The 18,760-nt window shown below is 59.5% G+C and carries 15 protein-coding genes; 13 read left to right on the top strand and 2 right to left on the bottom strand.

Annotated elements, in window-relative coordinates; translation table 11 throughout:
* Positions 1-271: 271 nt before the first annotated feature.
* From pheS to Q0G75_RS04735, 5 genes are all read left to right on the top strand, one after another.
* Positions 272-1,354 carry a phenylalanine--tRNA ligase subunit alpha gene (pheS, locus tag Q0G75_RS04715; protein WP_294415671.1) on the top strand — a complete coding sequence of 361 codons (1,083 nt, stop codon included), beginning with the start codon at positions 272-274 and terminating at the stop codon, positions 1,352-1,354.
* Positions 1,355-1,565: 211 nt separating this feature from the next.
* A complete protein-coding gene (pheT, locus tag Q0G75_RS04720; protein ID WP_294415669.1) occupies positions 1,566-4,061 on the top strand; it encodes a phenylalanine--tRNA ligase subunit beta in 2,496 nt (831 codons plus the stop codon).
* 127 nt (positions 4,062-4,188) lie between these two features.
* Positions 4,189-5,073: a methionyl aminopeptidase gene (locus tag Q0G75_RS04725; RefSeq protein ID WP_294415668.1), complete on the top strand. Its 885-nt coding sequence runs from the start codon at positions 4,189-4,191 to the stop codon at positions 5,071-5,073.
* A gap of 232 nt (positions 5,074-5,305) precedes the next feature.
* Entirely contained in the window at positions 5,306-5,611 is a 306-nt protein-coding gene (locus tag Q0G75_RS04730) for a hypothetical protein (RefSeq protein ID WP_294415667.1), read from the top strand.
* Positions 5,598-6,419 (top strand): hypothetical protein, encoded by an 822-nt coding sequence (locus Q0G75_RS04735; RefSeq protein WP_294415666.1) that lies wholly within the window; start codon positions 5,598-5,600, stop codon positions 6,417-6,419. The genes Q0G75_RS04730 and Q0G75_RS04735 overlap by 14 nt, the downstream gene beginning before the upstream one ends.
* 63 nt (positions 6,420-6,482) lie before the next feature.
* Here the strand turns inward: Q0G75_RS04735 and Q0G75_RS04740 are convergent, their stop codons facing one another.
* Together Q0G75_RS04740 and Q0G75_RS04745 are read right to left on the bottom strand one after the other, a co-directional pair.
* The gene (locus Q0G75_RS04740) at positions 6,483-6,911 is read right to left on the bottom strand and encodes a peptidylprolyl isomerase (protein ID WP_294415664.1); all 429 of its coding nucleotides are present in this window, start codon (positions 6,909-6,911) and stop codon (positions 6,483-6,485) included.
* Positions 6,912-7,021: 110 nt separating this feature from the next.
* A complete protein-coding gene (locus Q0G75_RS04745) occupies positions 7,022-8,332 on the bottom strand; it encodes a glutamate-cysteine ligase family protein (protein WP_294415662.1) in 1,311 nt (436 codons plus the stop codon).
* A gap of 167 nt (positions 8,333-8,499) precedes the next feature.
* Between Q0G75_RS04745 and Q0G75_RS04750 the strand changes: the two genes are divergently transcribed.
* The 8 genes from Q0G75_RS04750 (at position 8,500) to argH (ending at position 18,731) form a co-directional block, all read left to right on the top strand.
* Positions 8,500-10,323, top strand: coding sequence for a nucleoside-diphosphate sugar epimerase/dehydratase (locus tag Q0G75_RS04750; RefSeq protein ID WP_294361494.1), 1,824 nt, complete (start codon positions 8,500-8,502; stop codon positions 10,321-10,323).
* Positions 10,320-11,384: an N-acetyl-gamma-glutamyl-phosphate reductase gene (argC, locus tag Q0G75_RS04755; RefSeq protein ID WP_294415660.1), complete on the top strand. Its 1,065-nt coding sequence runs from the start codon at positions 10,320-10,322 to the stop codon at positions 11,382-11,384. Before Q0G75_RS04750 ends, argC begins: the two co-directional genes overlap by 4 nt.
* A 45-nt stretch (positions 11,385-11,429) precedes the next feature.
* Positions 11,430-12,755, top strand: coding sequence for a bifunctional glutamate N-acetyltransferase/amino-acid acetyltransferase ArgJ (gene argJ / locus Q0G75_RS04760; RefSeq protein WP_294415658.1), 1,326 nt, complete (start codon positions 11,430-11,432; stop codon positions 12,753-12,755).
* The gene (gene argB / locus Q0G75_RS04765) at positions 12,752-13,750 is read left to right on the top strand and encodes an acetylglutamate kinase (protein ID WP_294415657.1); all 999 of its coding nucleotides are present in this window, start codon (positions 12,752-12,754) and stop codon (positions 13,748-13,750) included. Before argJ ends, argB begins: the two co-directional genes overlap by 4 nt.
* A gap of 33 nt (positions 13,751-13,783) precedes the next feature.
* Positions 13,784-15,049, top strand: a complete 1,266-nt coding sequence (locus Q0G75_RS04770) for an acetylornithine/succinylornithine family transaminase (RefSeq protein ID WP_294415655.1) — start codon at positions 13,784-13,786, stop codon at positions 15,047-15,049.
* A gap of 263 nt (positions 15,050-15,312) precedes the next feature.
* Positions 15,313-15,741, top strand: a complete 429-nt coding sequence (locus Q0G75_RS04775; RefSeq protein WP_042436819.1) for an arginine repressor — start codon at positions 15,313-15,315, stop codon at positions 15,739-15,741.
* A 263-nt stretch (positions 15,742-16,004) separates the two neighbouring features.
* Positions 16,005-17,339 (top strand): argininosuccinate synthase, encoded by a 1,335-nt coding sequence (locus tag Q0G75_RS04780; RefSeq protein WP_294415653.1) that lies wholly within the window; start codon positions 16,005-16,007, stop codon positions 17,337-17,339.
* Positions 17,340-17,342: 3 nt separating this feature from the next.
* Positions 17,343-18,731 (top strand): argininosuccinate lyase, encoded by a 1,389-nt coding sequence (gene argH, locus Q0G75_RS04785; protein WP_294415652.1) that lies wholly within the window; start codon positions 17,343-17,345, stop codon positions 18,729-18,731.
* The last annotated feature ends 29 nt before the right edge of the window (positions 18,732-18,760 follow it).

Here is an 18,760-nt window from a genome sequence, read left to right on the forward strand (position 1 = left end):
GGGCGGCAAGCGCGTCGATTCCCTTCCGAGCATCAGGGCTGAAAGCGGGGCGCGGCAAGCGCGGACGTTTTAGTAGGCCATGGCGGGTGCCCTCCGTTATCGGGGCGAATGAAGCGGGCGGTTCGTGCAGGTGCGCGTCCGTCAACCAAGGTGGTACCGCGAGAGCCTTCTCTCGTCCTTGGGCTGGGTCATCCCAGGCCATAGGCGAAGAGGGCTCTTTTTTATTGGCCGCATCCGGTGGCCATCGGCAAATGTGGAAAGGATCGGACACATGGCAATCGTGGACGAGCTGTCGGCGTTGCGCACGAGCACGCTGGCCGCCATCGAACAGGCTGCGGACACTTCCGCGCTCGAGGAGGTGCGCGTGGCGGTGCTGGGCAAGGCCGGCACGCTGACGGGTTACCTGCGCGGCATGGGCCAGGTGGCGAAGGAGGAGCGCGCTGCCGTGGGCAAGGCGGTGAACGAGGTGCGCGGCGCCGTGGAGGCGGCGCTCGAGGAGCGCAAGCGTGCGCTTGCCGCCAAGGAGCTCGAGGCCGCCATCGACGCGGCGGCCGTCGACGTCACGCTGCCGGGCCGCGGCCAGCAGGTGGGCACGCGCCATCTCATCAACGCCATCACCGACCAGATCTCCGAGATCTTCCTGGGCTTGGGCTATACCGTGGCCCAAGGTCCCGAGGTGGAAACCGACTACTATAACTTCGAGGCGCTCAACGCCCCGGCCGACCATCCCAGCCGCAGCATGCAGGATACCTTCTACGTGATCGACCGCTCCGGCGAGGAGTCCGCGGTGCGCGGCGAGTCCAAGGTGCTGCTGCGCACGCAGACCTCCGGCGTGCAGGTGCACGTCATGGAGCAGCAGAAGCCGCCCATCTACATCATCGCTCCGGGCAAGGTGTATCGCCGCGACGTCGCCGATCCCAGTCATCTGCCGCAGTTCACGCAGATCGAGGGCCTGGTCGTCGACAAGGGCATCTCGTTCGGCGACCTGAAGGGCACGCTGGACTACTTCTGCAAGCAGATGTTCGGCCCTGATCGCAAGACGCGCTTCCGCGCCCACTACTTCCCGTTCACCGAGCCTTCCGCCGAGGCCGACGTCAGCTGCGGCGTGTGCGGCGGCACGGGTCATCTGCACGACGGCGAGCGCTGCCGCATGTGCAAGGGCACGGGCTGGCTGGAGATCTTGGGTTGCGGCATGGTCGACCCCAACGTGCTCAGCATGTCGGGCATCGATCCGGAGGAGTATTCGGGTTTCGCGTTCGGCGTGGGCGTCGAGCGCGTTGCGTGCTTGAAGTACAACGTCCCCGACCTGCGCATGCTGCTTGAGGGCGATATGCGCTTCCTTCGCCAGTTCTAGCTTCGTCTGCTCGACGGCGGTCGGAATCGCTTGACCGCGCGGATGGTCGGAGCCCGGCTCGAGCTCCCCGCTTTCGACGCAAGCAATCGCCTCGCTCGGCTGATCGGATGCGGTCGATGCGGCGCGCTTCGCCATCTGGGCCGATTTCGGCAAGCTCGGCCGCCCCACTGATTTTCGTCGGCTATGTCCGATGTCATAGAAAGAGAATGTCATGAAAGTATCGCTGAAATGGCTGAACGAATACGTTGAGGTCCCTACGGACATCAAGGCGTTCTGCGACAAGCTCGACCTTACGGGAACGGGCGTGGAGGGCGTTGAGACGCTTGGAGCCGCGTTCGACCACGTGGTAACCGCCAAGGTGCTCAAAAAGGAGCATCATCCCGACTCCGATCACATGTGGGTGTGCTCGGTCGACGTGGGCGAGCTCAACGTCGATAAGGAAGGCAACCCCGAGCCGCTGCAGATCGTCTGCGGCGCGCAGAACTTCGACGAGGGCGACCATATCGTCACCGCCATGGTGGGCGCGGAACTGCCCGGCGATGTGAAGATCAAGAAGTCCAAGCTTCGCGGCGTCGCCAGCTTCGGCATGAACTGCTCCGCGCGCGAGCTCGGTCTGAGCGGCGACCATGACGGCATCATGATCTTGCCCGAAGATGCCCCGGTGGGCGTCCCGTTCGCCGAGTACGCCGGTCTCACCGACACCGTGCTCGACCTGGAGATCACCCCGAACCGCCCCGACAGCCTCTCCATTGCCGGCCTGGCCCGCGAGGTGGGCGCGATGTATCGTCGCGACTGGAACGACCCGCTGGCGGAAATGGCCGCCAAGCTCCAGCTCGACGCCTCCGCAACCCCTGTCGACGAAGAGGTCCAGATCACGGTCGAGGATGCCAAGCGCTGCCCGCGCTACACGGCGCGCGTCATCCGCGGCTGCAAGGTGGGCCCCAGCCCCGACTGGATGGTCGAGCGCCTTGCGGCCATCGGCCAGCGCTCCGTCAACAACATTGTGGACGTCACGAACTACATCCTGTTCCTGTTCGGCCAGCCGCTGCACGCGTTCGACCTGGACAAGCTGAAGAACGCCGATGGCCGTGCGCACATCGTGGTGCGTGCCGCGCAGGACGGCGAGCCGCTGACCACGCTCGACGGCGAGAAGCGTACCCTTACCAGCGACATGACCGTCATCTCCACCCCCGAGCAGGGCGCGGTGGCCCTGGCGGGCGTCATGGGCGGCCTTGACACCGAGGTGACCGACGATACGGTGAACATCTTGCTGGAAGCCGCCACGTTCGAGGCGGGCCGCACCAGCCGTACCAGCCGCAACCTCGGACTTATCAGCGAAAGCTCCATGCGCTACGAGCGCGGTGTGGACGACCACGGCATCGAGGCGCGTTCCGCCGCCGCCGCCGCGCTCATCGTGGAGGTTGCCGGCGGTACCGTAAGCGCCGCTGCGGCCGACGACCAAGGCATCATCGACGTGTGGCCCGAGCCCAGCACTGCTGCGCAGCTGAAGTTCCGCATCCCGCGCTTCCGTTCCATGATGGGCGCCCGGATCCCGCGCAAGTTCATCGTCGAGATTCTGGAGCGTTTGGGCTGCAAGGTCGAGAACACCGCCGACGAGGACGTGCTGGACGTGGTTTCCCCCACGTTCCGCCCCGACCTGCCGCGCGAGATCGACTTGTACGAGGAGGTGCTGCGCCTGTACGGCATGGACCTCATCCCCGAGACGCTGCCCGGCGGCCGCGGCCGCTTCGGCGTGCGCTCCCATATGGAGCACGTGCTGGATGCCGTCAACCGCACCATGACCGCATCCGGCCTCAACGAGACCATGACGTATTCCTTCGCCGAGCCCACCGAGCTCGAGCGTCTGCGCATGCCCGTCGAGGGGCTGGGCGATCCCGTGGAGCTCATAAACCCCATGAACTCCGACCAGTCGGTCATGCGCCAGAGCATCATCCCGGGCCTTTTGCGCTCGGTGGCGCACAACCAGGCTCGCGGCGTGAAGAACATCCAGCTCTACGAGCAGGGCATGGTGTTCTTCGCTCACGAAGGCAAGAAGCAGCCCAAGGAGCGCCGCCGCCTGGCCGGCGTCATGGCGGGCGCATTCGGCGACGCTGCCTGGAACGTGCAGCCTGCGGCGTTCGACTTCTTCGACGGCAAAGGCGTCGTGGAGAACCTGATGCGCGAGCTGGCCATCCCGAAGGTCCGCTACAAGGCGCTGTCCGCGCAGGAGGCCCCGCATCTGCAGCCCGGCCGCGCCGCCCAGGTGCTCTCCGGCGGCACGGTGCTCGGCTGGGTGGGCGAGCTGCATCCGCTGGCTTGCGCCGCCTATGACGCGCAGGCGCCCGTGGTCGCCTTCGAGCTGGACGTCGAGGCGCTCGCTAAGGCCTGCCGCCCTGCGCGCGACTACGTCGACGTGCCCACGTTCCCGGCCGTTTCCATCGACCAGGCGTTCGTGGTCGACGAGGATGTCACGCACGAGCGTCTGGAGCAGTGCATGTCGTCTGCGGGCGGCAAGCTGCTGGCCGAGGTGCGCCTGTTCGATGTGTACCGCGATTCCGAGCGCATCGGCCAGGGCAAGAAGTCCATGGCGTACGCGCTGACGTACCGCGCCGCCGATCGCACGCTTACCGGCGAAGAGGTCGATAAGGCGCATGCGAAGCTGGTGAAGAAGGTCTGCGGCGCCACCGGCGCCGAGGTCCGCGCGTAAAGGCGATCAGCCCACGCGCTAGGGAAGCCGCCGAGTCCATGCCCGGCGGTTTCCTTGTTTCAGGCGGATTCTAAGACTTAACCATGGCTAACAGCGTTACAATAGGGCGCAAACGAAAGGATGCGGTATGTACGACAATCTGAAAAGCCCCGGTCGCAACGACGAGTGTTGGTGCGGCAGTGGGCGTAAATACAAGAAGTGCCACCTTGATTTCGACGAGCGCCTGCAAAGCCTCTATGAGCAGGGCTTCGAGGTTCCCCAGCGCAGCTTGCTGAAAACGCCGGAGGAGATCGAGGGCATCAAGAGAAGCGCCGCCATCAACATCGGCGTGCTGGATCTTGTGGCGGAGCGCATCGGAGCGGGCGTCACCACCGAGGAGATCGACAAGTGGATCTACGATTACACCGTCGAGCATGGCGGCATCCCGGCCGACCTTGATTACGAGGGCTATCCGAAAAGCGTCTGCACGTCCATCAACGAAGTGGTCTGCCACGGCATCCCGTCGCCCGACGATGTGCTGAAAGACGGCGATATCGTCAACGTCGACTGCTCCACCATCCTGGACGGCTACTATTCCGATTCCTCACGCATGTTCTGCATCGGCGAGGTGTCCGACGAGAAGCGCCGTCTTGTGGAGGAAACCAAGAAGGCGCTGGAAGCCGGTCTTGCCGCGGTGAAGCCGTGGGGGCTTTTGGGCGATGTGGGCGCTGCGGTGCACGAATACGCGCACGCGCAGGGCTTCTCGGTGGTGCGCGAGTTCGGCGGCCACGGTATCGGCTTGGAGTTCCACGAAGATCCCTTCGTCAGCCACGTGTCTGAGCCCGGAACGGGCATGGTGCTGGCGCCGGGCTGCTGCTTCACCATCGAGCCCATGATCAACATGGGGGGTCATAAGATCGACATGACCGACCCCAATGGCTGGACCGTTCGCACGGCGGACCGCAAGCCCTCCGCTCAGTGGGAAGTGCAGCTGGTGGTCACGGAAACCGGCTATGAGCTTCTGAGCTGGTAATCTTTCATCCCGGCAGGGGGAATTGGGCAATAGCGTCCTCCCTTGCCGGGATTTTTTTCAACTTTATAACGAACAAACGTACGAAATCGTGTTATACTCCCGTCAACACATCAGAGCCAGTGCAAGCGCCTCCCTCCAAGGTCGCCCGTAGATGGCAGCGGTGTTCCTCGCTGCCCGTTCCACGCTTGCAAGATCCTCTCCGTTTTTGGAACAATCGAAGAAGGTGTTTGCCATGTCCGGTAACGGGTCTGTGTCTTGCTGCGCGCAACCAGGTGCATTGGTGGTTATAGCGGCGCTTCCGCTCTGTCAGTTGCGCGATGCGCTCGATTCGATGGAGTATCAGCTGTTCGAAGAGGGCTTTATCCCGGTGGGATGCGACGGAGAAGGCGCTGATGATTGGCGGGAGTTCGATCAGCTGGGGTTTGGATCCGCGCTTGATCAGGTCTTGCCCGGCGCCTTCCCGCTTCGATGTGCATGCGTTATGGATTGCGCCGATGCGGTGTCCCTTGTGCAGGAGGTCGGACATGTTGTGCTCTGATCTTCTTTGGGATGCGCAGTCGGTGTCTCGAAAACAGGTTCCCACGTTACAGGATGCCTTTCTGTGCTGCGATAGGGAAACGCTGCTTTCCATGGTCGAGCAGGGTTATGCGCGTCATTTGCCGGGGTGGGGTCAGTCCACTCCGCAGCAACGCCGCGTTGCTCGCAAGCGCATGGGCCGCGCTTTGGACGCCATGCTCGATTGCGTGGTGAAGCGCAAAAGCGGCAAAGCCCTGTGCATATTCCCCGAAGAACGCTTCGTCGTGCATGCGCGACGGGGCCAGGCAAGCATCGAGCGTTTGGTGCGGGCCCGCGTGGCAGACTTGTCTGCGGGCGCAGTGCGGCAAGATGTCTCCGAAGGCGGGCGCCTGTTCGGCTGCGTTCCCTGGTCGCAGGGGCTTTCGTATCGCGTATGGCTCGAAGGCCCCTGGGATTGCTGCGAGCGCTACATGGTCCTTGCAAGCGCGTTCTGGCATCTGACGCACCAAGCGCCGGCGTCGAGGCAAGGCGATTCGAGCCTTGGGATTCTCGGCACCTCCTCGGAAAGCGCGACCTCTAAGGCGGGGGCGCAATCGTTGCCTCGTTGCGATTGCTCGTTCGTAAGCTGCGAAGAAGCGTTTCCTTCGGCCGACTCCGTTGGCAGGCTTGCGGCGGTGCGAGCCGCGTCCATGGGCTTGTATGTTCCCGATGCTTTGGAAGAAGCGTGCCAAGAGCGCCTTATCGCCAGGGTCGATAGGATTAATCAAGCTTGTGAGGGTGATTTTCTCAACAGGGTGGAAAACCTTATAGATCGGCTGCAGGCGGCATAGCGTCCTGCAATGAAAAGGGCCGCTCGAACGAGCGGCCTGGGGTACCTTGAAAAGCTATATCGACTAGCCTTCGATCTCCACCAGCGTGATCTCGAAGTTCAGGTCCTTGCCTGCCAGTTCGTGGTTCATGTCAAAGGTTGCCACGCCGTCTTCGATCGACTGCACGAACACGGGGAAGATCTGGCCGTCGCCGCTTTGCATGTATACCGTCTGGCCAACGGGAAGCTCGTTGCCGTTGGGGATCTGATCCAAGGGGATGCGCTGCACCAGTTCCTCGTTGCGCTCTCCATAGGCGTCGGCAGCGGGGATGTGCACGGTTTTGGTCTCGCCCTCCTCCATGAGCTCAACTGCCGCATCGAATCCGGGGATCATCTGCCCGGCCATGCACGTGAACTCCAAGGGCTCGCCGCGATCCAGGGAAGAGTCGAACTTCGTACCGTCGTCCAGCGTGCCGGTGTAATGAACCTTGACCTTTTTGCCTTTGTTGCTCATCGAAACGTCTCCTGTCGTATGGGTATTTCGCTCGGTTAAGTCTACCCGACAAACCTGAAGCCGGGCTCGGTAATGACGGGGGAACCGCGAAAAGTTCCTTTGCCGTTGCTTTACGCCTCTGCGGTTTCCTTCTCTGCTAGGTCGGCAAGCGTGATCCGTTGGGCCACAAGGTCGGAAAGGGGTTTAAGGAGCGTGCGGTCATCGGGGTTTAAGCCGTTTTCAGCCAACCCGATAACGCGGTCGCACAGGTCGGCTACCGGCACTCCGTAAACATCAGCATTGTAGCCGCGTTCCATCAGGGCATCTTTCGCCATTTCGAAAGCGTCGGCGTCTACATCGGCGAAAAGGGCTTCAAGCTGCTGCAGGTTGTCTTCGTCGTAGAACAAGCCCTTGATAAGGGCGGCATAGGCGATCACATAGGGGATGGGCATAGAGTCCGCCGGGCGGATCTCCAAGTACGTTTTCAGCCGCACGTCGGGGAATTGCATGGAAACCGCGTGCTCTACTTGCTTTCGGGTCATCGGCTTGTTGGCGTACAGTTGTCCAAAGGTCTGCTCGCAGTAGCGCCAGCCCTCGTTTTCATCGGGCGCCACTATAGCGGGCGTGTCTAACACGTACTTCGCATAGTCTTCGAACGTGAAGCCGCTTGAAAGGGCACCGGGCACAAGGCCGCATCGGTCGCTGTCGGTATGGCGCCATATGTCGGTCCTCATCAGCTTGTGCGAGCGGGGTTTGCCTTCGAATACCGGCGAATTGTCGCAAATCAAGCTCAAAATAGGAGTAAGCGCATAGGCGACCCTCATTTTTCGAAGGCAGTCCTGCTCGCTTGTGTAGTCGATGGAGATCTGCGTTGAGGCGCTGCCTCGCATCATGCAGGGGCCGTAGATATCCTTTGCGCCAAGATATCGGTTCATGAATGCGTAGCGGCGCTTAGGTATCAGGTCCAAGCTGCGTGCCGTGGCGGTGGGATGGTATCCTTGCGCCACCACATGCATGCCTTTGGGGGCAAGCAGCTCATCAAGCGTTTTCCGATATGCGGTAAACGTCTCCAGGGCTTTTTGCAGGTCATCGAACGGACCCGCCGATAGCTCGATTTGGGCGGCAGGTTCGATGGTGATCGCCTCTCCTGGGCGAGCTACGCCAAGAAGGTCGCCTTCTTCATCTACGGTCGCTTGCGGATAGGATTCTCCTAGCTGTTCAAGCAAATGCGCAACGCCGTTCTCCTCGCTATAGGAGACAGGGGAGCCGTCAGCGCGCACAATGGTCTGTTCCAGCTCGATGCCCAGTTTCCCGTGCGATTCAGCGGGTTTTATGCCGCTTCGGAAGAAAGCCGTCAGCGCTTCGATATTGTGGTTACGAGCAGGTTGGGAGACGTCGCCGGGGGTGGCGTCGGTATGGTTTTCGGGGGCTGGAATATTCATGTAACAAGCTCCTTGGCCGGTAATATCGCTGCAATCATACGCCAGTTTGGCTACAATAGGCCTTCAGTCGGCAGCCTTTGTAGGTAATCTGACACTATGAACTGTTCTATTTGAAGATGAAGACGGGGCCGGGTTTGGACGTGCATATCACAAAAAGAACAGCGCTTTTGTTGCTGCTCGACATCATCGCCACGTATCTGTCGTATTGGCTTGCATCTATTCTCACCAACGTTAAGGGAGAGGTGTTCGTCAATAACGAGATTTACTTCGTATTGGGTATTCTCGCGTTTATCAACGTCGTGGTTTTGGCGACGTTTCGCCTGTACAACAATTTATGGGAATATGCCAGCATCGATGAGGTCATCCAAATCGTCGGCGCAACCGTGCTCGGCACGTTGGGCGGCGCCGTGTTTCTGTGGATTATCGGCACTAGGCTTCCTATCAGGGTTTTCGTCGTTTCGTGCTTCCTTTTGATCTTCTTCATGGGCGGTATCCGCTTCGTGTTCCGCTTCATGCGCCAAAAGGGAAGGGCCATCGCCTCGTCGCAGCGCACGTGCGATCGCCCGCGCACGCTGGTGGTCGGCGCGGGCGAAACGGGCTCGCTGGCAATCGGGCGCATGGCGTCGAAAGATCCGCTCATGCCCGGTATCCCCATTGTCGCCACTGACGACGACCCTGCGAAGCGAGGTCAACGCATCCATGGCGTGAAGGTTTCTGGCGGAACCTCCGACATCGTCGATCTGGTTGATCGCTACGATATCGAGCAGATCGTCGTAGCTATCCCCTCGTCCACGCCCGAGGAGCGTAAGCGCATTTACGGCGAATGCACGAAAACGGATTGCCGTTTGCGCACGCTGCCCAACGTTCGCGCTTTGTCCCTTGATGAAATCGGGGATGTAAGCCTGCGCGACGTCGATGTGGCGGACCTGCTTGGTCGCGAGGAGATCGTTCTGAACACTCGTGCGGTTTCCGGCTATATCGCCGGTGAAACCGTGCTGGTCACTGGCGGCGGCGGTTCCATCGGCAGCGAGCTGTGCCGTCAGCTGTGCACGGTGGCGCCTGCTCGCATAGTCATCTTCGACATTTACGAGAATGATGCGTACATGCTGCGCAACGAGCTTCTGTCCGAATACGACGACATCGATATCGTCATCGAGATCGGTAACGTATGCGACAAGGAGCGCGTCAATGAGGTGTTCGCGAAATATCGCCCGGGCGCGGTGTTTCATGCGGCTGCCCATAAACACGTTCCTCTTATGGAGCATTGCCCGCGCGAGGCCGTTCACAACAACGTGTTCGGCACGTTGAATGCCGTTCGTGCCGCTGATGCATACGGGGCGGCGCGCTTCATCTTCATCTCCACCGACAAGGCGGTTAACCCCACGAGCGTCATGGGGGCGACCAAGCGCATGGGCGAAATGATCGTGCAGTACTATGCGCGTACGTCGAAAACCATTTTCACCGCAGTGCGTTTCGGCAACGTGCTTGGCTCTAACGGCAGCGTGATTCCCGTCTTCCAGCGTCAAATCGCCGCCGGTGGGCCTGTTACCGTCACGCATCCGGATATCGAGCGGTTCTTCATGACCATCCCCGAGGCGTCGCGATTGGTTATCCAAGCGGGAGGTATGGCGCATGGCGGTGAGATCTTCATTTTGGATATGGGCGAACCCGTCAAGATCGTCGATTTGGCAAAAGGCCTTATCCAACTGCAAGGCCTTACGCCGGACGTGGATATCAAAATAGAGTTTACGGGTCTGCGTGAAGGTGAGAAGATGTACGAGGAACTGCTCATGGACGAGGAGAGCACGCTTCCCACCGATAACCAGTCCATCATGATCTCCACGGGCCAGGAAATCAGCTATGATCAGGTTGCCTCGAAGCTCGATGAGTTGGAAAACGCGCTTTCGGCAACTGATGGGGAAGCTATTCGCATGCTTGAACAGGCGGTCCCAACGTACCATTACACCTCGAATGGGAAGGGCATAGTATGAGCATCAAATGCGGTATTGTCGGTGCAGCCGGCTTCGCTGGCATAGAGCTGGTCCGAGTTGCGCTGCGGCACCCCGAGTTCGAATTGGTCGCCGTTACCTCCAATGAGCTTGCTGGAACCCCCGTGGCCAAGGAATACCCTTGCTTCACGGGAGCAACCGACCTTGCCTTCTCCAGGCATGACGACCCGGCTCTCGATCAGTGCGATGTCGTGTTCCTTGCCGTGCCTCATACCGCGGCAATGGCAATGGCCCCTCGTATCGTCGATCGTGGGGGTGTGGTGGTCGACCTGTCTGCCGATTTCCGCTTAAAGGACCCTGCGGTTTACGAGCAGTGGTACAAAGTCCCTCATACTCAAACCGAGCTGCTCAAGCGCGCCGCCTTCGGCTTGCCCGAGCTGTTCCCCGACGATCTTGTCGCCGCCGCGCAGCAGCGCAAGGAAGGCAAAGGGGCGGTCGTCGGTTGCGCTGGCTGCTATCCCACGGCAACCACGCTTGCTGCAGCGCCTGCCGTGCGTCTCGGCCTTGTCGATGACAAAGCTCCGATTGTCGTAGATGCCATTTCAGGTGTGACGGGTGCAGGCAAGAAGGCTACGGCGCGCACCCATTTCTGTTTCGCCAACGAAAATCTCGAGGCTTACGGCGTTGCTACGCATCGCCATACGCCTGAAATCGAGCAGATCCTGGGCGTTTCCGACCGCTTGGTGTTCACCCCTCATTTGGCGCCGCTGAACAGGGGCCTTCTGTCTACGGTGAACCTGCCCTTGGCGGCTGGGGCAACGCGCGATGTGGCGAAGATCGTCGAGAGCTATAAAGAGTTCTATCGAGACAGCGCGTTCGTAACCGTGCTCGATGCAGGGGTTATGCCCAAGACGTCTTCCGTCGTGGGCACGAATTGCGCTCATATCGGGCTTGCCGTCAATGAGCGGGTTGGCATGCTCATTGCCGTCGGAGCTATAGACAACCTTTGTAAAGGCGCTGCTAATCAAGCTGTTCAGTGCGCTAACATCGTGTTCGGGCTGCCAGAGGACCTTGGCCTCGATAAGGTGGCGGTTCCCGTATAGCCAATCCGCCCGCCGTTTCGGCGGGCGTTTCAGAAGGAGGGCGTAATGACTCATGCAGTTTCCGCTGCGTCTAAGGGGAACGCGGTGAAACCTCTGCATAACGCAAGCACCGCCGACTCCTACGCAGATCTGCCGTTTTTGCCGGCAGGCGGCGTTGCGTCGGCGAAGGGTTTCAAGGCTTGCGGCATCCACGCAGGATTCCGCGCTGATCCAAAGCGTTTGGATTTTGCGCTGGTGGCAGCTGATCAACCGGCGGCGTGTGCCGCGGTGTTCACCACGAACGTATTCTGCTCGGCTCCGGTCACGGTGTCCAAGGAGCACCTTGATGGTGCAGGGTATGGCATCGCGCGTGCAGTGGCCATCAACTCGGGTATCGCAAATGCGGCTACCGGAGACAAGGGCCTTCAGACGGCGCGCCAATCGTCCAGCATCGTCGCCGATGCACTCGGTTGCCCGGCGCAAGAGGTTTTGGTGGCGTCCACGGGCGTTATCGGCCAGCATCTGCAGATGGAGCCTTTTGAAAGCGGCGCGCCTCTGGCCGTCTCGGCGCTGTCTGCTGCGGGAGGTGCCGATGCGGCTCGCGCCATCATGACGACGGACACCAAGCCGAAGGAATTCGCCGTAACGTTTAGCGGTAACGGCTTGGGCTACGATGGATGCATGTTCACGGTGGGCGGCATGGCAAAGGGCTCGGGCATGATCATGCCCAATATGGCCACCATGATCAGCGTCATCACCACCGATGCGCCCATTGCCGCAAACCACTTGCATGAGGCTCTTTCGAAGGCGGTGGGGATTAGCTTCAACAAGATCACCGTCGACTCCGACACCTCCACGAACGACTCGTGCTTCCTTATGGCAAGCGGTGCGGCAGCGCCGCAAGGCGCTGCGTGCATGCAGCCCGGTACGCCTGTCTTCGACGCGTTCGAGAACGCACTGCGCACCGTTTGCGTTGCGCTTGCCCGCGAGATGGCGGTCGATGGCGAAGGCGCTACGCGCCTCATCACCGTTAACGTAGCGGGAGCCGCAAATCCGGAGGATGCGGACAAGGCGGCGCGTACCGTAGCGAATTCGCCGTTGGTGAAAACGGCGGTTTACGGACACGATGCTAATTGGGGTCGTATCGCCGCAGCGCTCGGCAGGTCCGGCGCGGCGTTCTCCCAAGGCGATGTCGCCATCGATATCATGGGGCTTCCGGTATGCCGAAAAGGCTTAACCGTGGAATTTGATGAGGACGAGGCGCTTCGCCGTTTCGAGGAGCCCGAAGTGGTCATCGACGTCGACCTTGGCGCCGGCAACTGCGCAACAACCATGTGGACATGCGATTTCTCGCACGAATACGTCACTATCAATGGAGATTACCGCTCATGAAGTACGCAAAGGATACGCGCCCCGAGGGCGCATCAACTGAGGCAGCTAAGATCCTCGTCGAGGCGCTGCCGTGGATCAAAAACATCACGGGTAAAACCGTGGTCATCAAATACGGCGGATCCGCCATGGTCGACGAGAAGCTGCGCGCGGATGTCATGAGCGACATCGTGCTGCTCAAGATCGTCGGCGTGAATCCTGTCATCGTCCATGGCGGCGGAAAGGCCATCACTAGGGCGATGGACCTCATGGAATTCCCCGTCGAGTTCAAGGACGGCCAGCGCGTTACCACGCCTGAGGCCATGAATCTTGTCCGCACCGTCCTTATGGGCGAGGTCAATCAGGAATTGGTCGAGGCCTTGAACCATCATGGCAATTTCGCCGTGGGCGTCTCCGGCGCTGACGGCGGCGTTATCGTGGCCGAGCAGGCGAGTCCTGATCTGGGCCGTGTCGGCCGCATCACGCGTATCAATCGCCCGCTGCTCGATGACTTGGTGGCGTCGGATTATATTCCGGTTATCGCGTCGGTCGCAATCGGAGAGGACGGCGGCTTCTACAACGTGAACGCCGACATGGTTGCCGGCCATATCGCTGCTGCCATCGGCGCTCACAAGGCGGTATTCCTCACCGACGTCGACGGTCTGTACGAAAACTTCGAGGATAAAAGCTCGCTCATCTCCAACCTTACCGTGTTCGAGGCTCGTTATATGGTCGAGAACAACGTGGTGTCCACGGGCATGATTCCGAAACTCAAGTCGTGCATCCACGCGCTGGAAAACGGCGTGCAGCGTGCGCATATCATTAACGGAACCACGCCTCACGCTCTGCTGCTCGAAATGCTTACCAGCACCGGCGTCGGCACGACCATGCATTCCACCGAGGAGGCCTATCGTTTCGATAGCCATCCTCTGGGCAAATTCGCTTCGAAGCTTCTGGAGAACCGTGAAGAAGTCGAGGCCGCTCAGAAAGCCTCTATCCAAGGTTCTTCCGTGCATTAAAGCAACCGTTACCTTATGAAGGAAGTTGATAGCATGTCGCTAGAGCAACAGCAGGAACTTGAATCGCAGTATGTGATGCATACGTTCGCCCGTAAGCCCGTCGAGCTCGTTTCCGGCAAGGGCATGGAAGTCGAAGATGCCGAAGGCAATAAATACCTCGACTTCATCGCGGGCATCGGCGTATGCAGTCTTGGTCATTGCCATCCTGTCATCACCAAGGCTCTGCAAGACCAGTCTCAGCGTCTGATCCACGTGAGCAATTACTACTACATCGAGGGTCGCGGTGAACTCTCCCGCAAAATCTCTGGGCTGCTCAATGGTGGGGATCCGGCAAGCCCCGAGTCGTGGCAGACGTTCTACGCAAACTCCGGAGCTGAGGCGAACGAGTGCGCTATCAAGCTCGCTCGCTTGTATGCGCGTAAGAACGCCGAAGAGGCCGCTCGTGCCGCAGGAGCGGATGAGGCCCAGGTCAAGCAGGCGTTCGATGGCGCTCCGCGCACCATCGTGGTCCTTGATCGCAGCTTCCATGGACGAACCCTCGCAACGCTTGCGGCCACTGCTCAGCCTGCGAAGCAGGAGGCGTTCCAGCCCTTGCCCGGCGGTTTCGTAAGCACGCCTATCAATGACGTTCAGGCTCTTACCCGTTTGTTCGAGCAGCAGGGCCATGATATCTGCGCCGTCATGCTCGAGTGCATCCAAGGCGAAAGCGGCGTGCATCCGTGCACGAAGGAATTCCTGGAGGCGGTGCGCAATCTTACCAAGGAGCATGGCGCTCTTATGGTGTGCGACGAGGTTCAAACCGGAATCTTCCGTTGCGGTACCCCGTTTGGCTTCCAGCATTTCGGAGTCACCCCCGATATCGTGACCATGGCGAAGGGCATCGCCAGTGGAATGCCCATGGGCGCCTGTGCTGCCCCCGCCCATATCGCAAAGGCGTATCAGCCTGGCGACCACGGTACCACGTTTGGCGGCAGCTGCTTGGCAGTGGCGGCCGCAACGGCAACGCTTGATACGCTTTCCAATGGTTTTCAGCAGCATGTGCAGGAAACCGGCGAATACATGCGCCAACAGCTTGCCGGCGTGTCCAAGGTCAAGGAGGTCCGCGGCGTTGGCCTCATGAACGCCATCGACCTTGATGAATCGGTTGATGCGCCTGCTTTGGTTCAGAAGGCGCTGGGCAAGGGCCTGCTGCTCAACGCTACGGGCGCCCATACCCTGCGCTTCCTTCCGCCGTTGGTGTGCGAGAAGGGCGATATCGATGCAATGGTCGAGCGTCTGAACCAGATGATCGAAGCCTAAGGGCTCTATAACGCTTGCCAAGGGTCCATGTTGCGGCGTGGACCCTTGGCATCCATGCGGATGGGATTTCGGGGCAACGTTTCGCCGATACAAGGGAAGCGGCATATTCTTCGCTAATTTAAATTTCATCTCGCTGATCATCGAATCTTGCGGTATTATGAATTGCATATTCTTGATGGCACTTACACTATTTTGCATATGCATCAGGAATCATTGGAGGAAACCGGGTACAATGCCCCATCTGGGGCGGGAAGTAACGAGGCATGAGGAAACGGCAACAAAGACATGACGTGATTCGCGACATCATTCGCGATCGCAATGTCAAGACGCAGCGCGATCTCGCTAATCAGCTGCAGTCTGCCGGCTACGAGTGCACTCAGGCTACCATTTCCCGCGATATCATGGACATGGGCCTCGTGAAGTCTCGCGAGGGTTATTATGTCCTCCCTGAGGAAATGCGTCTTCAGCGCATGGTTTCCGAATTAGTTGAAGAGGTGCACGTCGCTGGTAATCTGGTTGTCGTGAAGACGTTCTCCGGCGGTGCTGCCGGCGTCTCCGCAGCCCTTGACAAAGCCAGCCTGCGTGGAGCGCTCGGCACCGTTGCCGGCGACAACACCATTATGATCGCAGCAGAAAGCCCCGAGGCTGCGGTGGAGGTCGAGCGAGCCATCGACCGTCTGCGACGACGATAATCGTCTAGTTTTTCTACCGTTGCAAAGACGGTTATCTTTGCATATTCCACGTTGTATTTACAAGTTGTTACATCATTGCGCTGCGCGTCATCTCTGGATAATTGTGCACGTATAATTCCTAAGGGATTACTGTAGTTTCAGGAAATTTCACTTGGGAAACTAGTCTGTAACCAGGCAGTACGGGGCATACCTGTATCTTGTGGCACTCGTGGACCCAACTCACCTTATTGCAAAACGAATCGCAGACGAAAGGGCCGATTATCATGGCAGAGCAGAAAGACAAAGTAGTACTTGCATATTCCGGTGGTCTTGATACATCTTGCTGCATAAAGTGGTTGCAGGATGAAATGAACCTCGACGTCATCGCCGTAGTTGGCGATGTGGGGCAGGAGCACGATGGCCTTGAGAAGGTCAAGGAAAAGGCTTTGCGCGTCGGTGCCCTCGAGTGCATCGTAGTGGATATGCGCCAGATGTTTGCGCAGGAATACCTTACGAAGGCGCTTGCGGCTAACGCCATGTACGAGAACAAGTACCCGCTGGTGTCGGCGCTTTCTCGTCCTTTGATCTCGAAGCATCTTGTGGATGCTGCGCATAAGTTCGGTGCAAAGTATATCGCTCACGGATGCACGGGCAAGGGCAATGACCAGGTGCGTTTCGAATCCAGCATCACCATGCTCGATCCGTCGCTGAAGATTTTGGCTCCGGTTCGCGAGTGGAATCTGCTTACCCGTCCCGATGAGATCGAGTGGGCTCAGGCTCATGGCGTGGAGGTCGGTGCCACCAAGGATTCCCCATACTCCATCGATGACAACCTGTGGGGCCGCGCAATCGAGTGCGGCGTACTGGAAGATCCTTGGATCGAGCCGCCTGCGGATATCTATACCATGACCGCTGATCCCATGCAGGCGCCTGATCAGCCGGAATATGTGGAGCTCACCTTCGCTCGTGGAGTGCCCTATGCGATCAACGGCAACCAGAAGAGCTATCTGGGCATCATTTACGAGCTCAATGAGATTGCGGGCAAGCACGGTTACGGTCGTATCGACATGATCGAGAACCGCTTGGTAGGCGTCAAAAGCCGCGAATGCTATGAAGCCCCTGCGGGAATGGCTCTGATCGAGGCGCATAAGGCGCTGGAGGATCTGGTTCTTGAGCGCGAGGTCCTGCATCACAAGCTTGCGCTGGAGCAAACCTGGGCGAATTGCGTTTATAACGGCCAATGGTTCTCGCCGCTAAAAGAGGCTATCGATGCATTTATGGCTTCTACGCAGCGCTGCCTGTACGGCACCATCCGCTTGAAGTTCTTCAAGGGCTCCTGCACGGTGGTCGGTCGCAAGTCCGCATACTCGCTCTATGATCAGGGTCTGGCAACGTACGACAAGGGAGATACCTTTAATCGCGACGCAGCCAAGGGCTTTATCGAGATTCAGACGCTGTCCACGAAAACCTGGGCAGTCAATCGTCGTCAGGAAGGCGCTCCTGCCGAGCTGTTCGATGCTCAAAATGAAAAGGGCCCCCTCAAGCGCGGCCGTTACGAAGACGTCACGCCGCTGTTCCGTCAGGAAGCTGCCGCTGAGGCCCACAAGGAAACGGAGTAACCTATGGCTCTCTGGTCCGGCAGATTCACGGAAAACGTTAGCGAGTTCACGCAACGCTTCGGCGCCTCGCTGCCTGTTGATAAGGCTCTGTATGCACAGGATATCGCAGGGTCGAAGGCCCATGCGAAGATGCTGGCGAAGGTCGGCGTGATCTCGGAAGAGGACGCTCGGCAAATCGCTGCGGGGCTTGATCGCATCAAAGCCGATATCGAGTCAGGTGGTTTCTCGTTCGATATCAACGACGAGGATATCCATATGTCGGTGGAAAAGGCGCTCACTGCTGAAATCGGCGATGCGGGAGCGCGTTTGCACACAGGCCGCAGCCGCAACGATCAGGTTGCAACGGATACGCGTCTGTATGCTAAGCAGCGAGCAACCGACTTGATGCGCGCCAATGTTACGCTGCGTCATGCGCTCATAGGCCAGGCCGAGGCGAATTTCGATGTTATCCTGCCTGGTTATACCCACATGCAGCATGCGCAACCGGTCCTGTTCTCGCACCATATGCTTGCGTATGTGTGGATGCTTGCACGCGATTATCGGCGCCTTCAGGCTGCACGAGATGCGGCCGACGCCTGTCCGCTGGGCGCAGCTGCGCTGGCTGGGACAACGTATCCGCTTGATCGGCAGATGACGGCAGGGGAATTGGGTTTCGCTTCGGTTGTCCCGAACTCGCTCGATGCCGTGTCGGACCGCGATTTCCTGCTTGACTTGGATTACGCTTGCGCCGTTTCCTGCATGCATCTGTCGCGTCTGTGCGAGGAGCTGGTGCTTTGGTCAACGTCCGAGTTCGGCTTCATCGAGCTGTCCGACGCGTTCTCCACGGGTTCGTCCATCATGCCTCAAAAGAAGAACCCCGATTTTGCCGAGCTGATCCGCGGCAAAACCGGTCGCGTGGTCGGCAATTTGGTGTCGTTGCTGGTGACTATGAAGGCGCTTCCCCTTGCCTACAACAAGGACCTTCAAGAAGACAAGTACGGGGTAATCGATTCGACGAAAACGCTGGAAGATTGCCTGCAATGCGCCGCGGGAATGATAGAAACCATGAGCATCAAGCCGGAGAACATGCTCAAGCAGGCGAAACTCGGCCATTTGGCGGCGACGGATGTGGCTGACTACTTGGCGAAGAAGGGCCTTCCGTTCCGTCATGCGCATGAAGTGGTGGGGCATTTGGTGTTGCTGTGCGAGCAGCGCGGTTGCAACCTCGACGACCTGTCGTTCGACGACTTCAAGGCGGCAAGCCCGTTGTTCGAGGAGGACATCGTCAAAGCGCTCGATCTTCCCAGCATCGTGGCTGCTCGAACCACGGAAGGGGGAACGGGCGAAGCGGCTGTGGCCCAGCAGATGGGGAAAGCTAAATCGGCGCTTGCCGTAGATGAGTCGCTGCTATAGCCGCAACGCCTCGAAAAGCAAAAGGGCGG

The sequence above is a fragment of the uncultured Senegalimassilia sp. genome (genome assembly GCF_934636665.1).
Classification (GTDB): domain Bacteria; phylum Actinomycetota; class Coriobacteriia; order Coriobacteriales; family Eggerthellaceae; genus Senegalimassilia.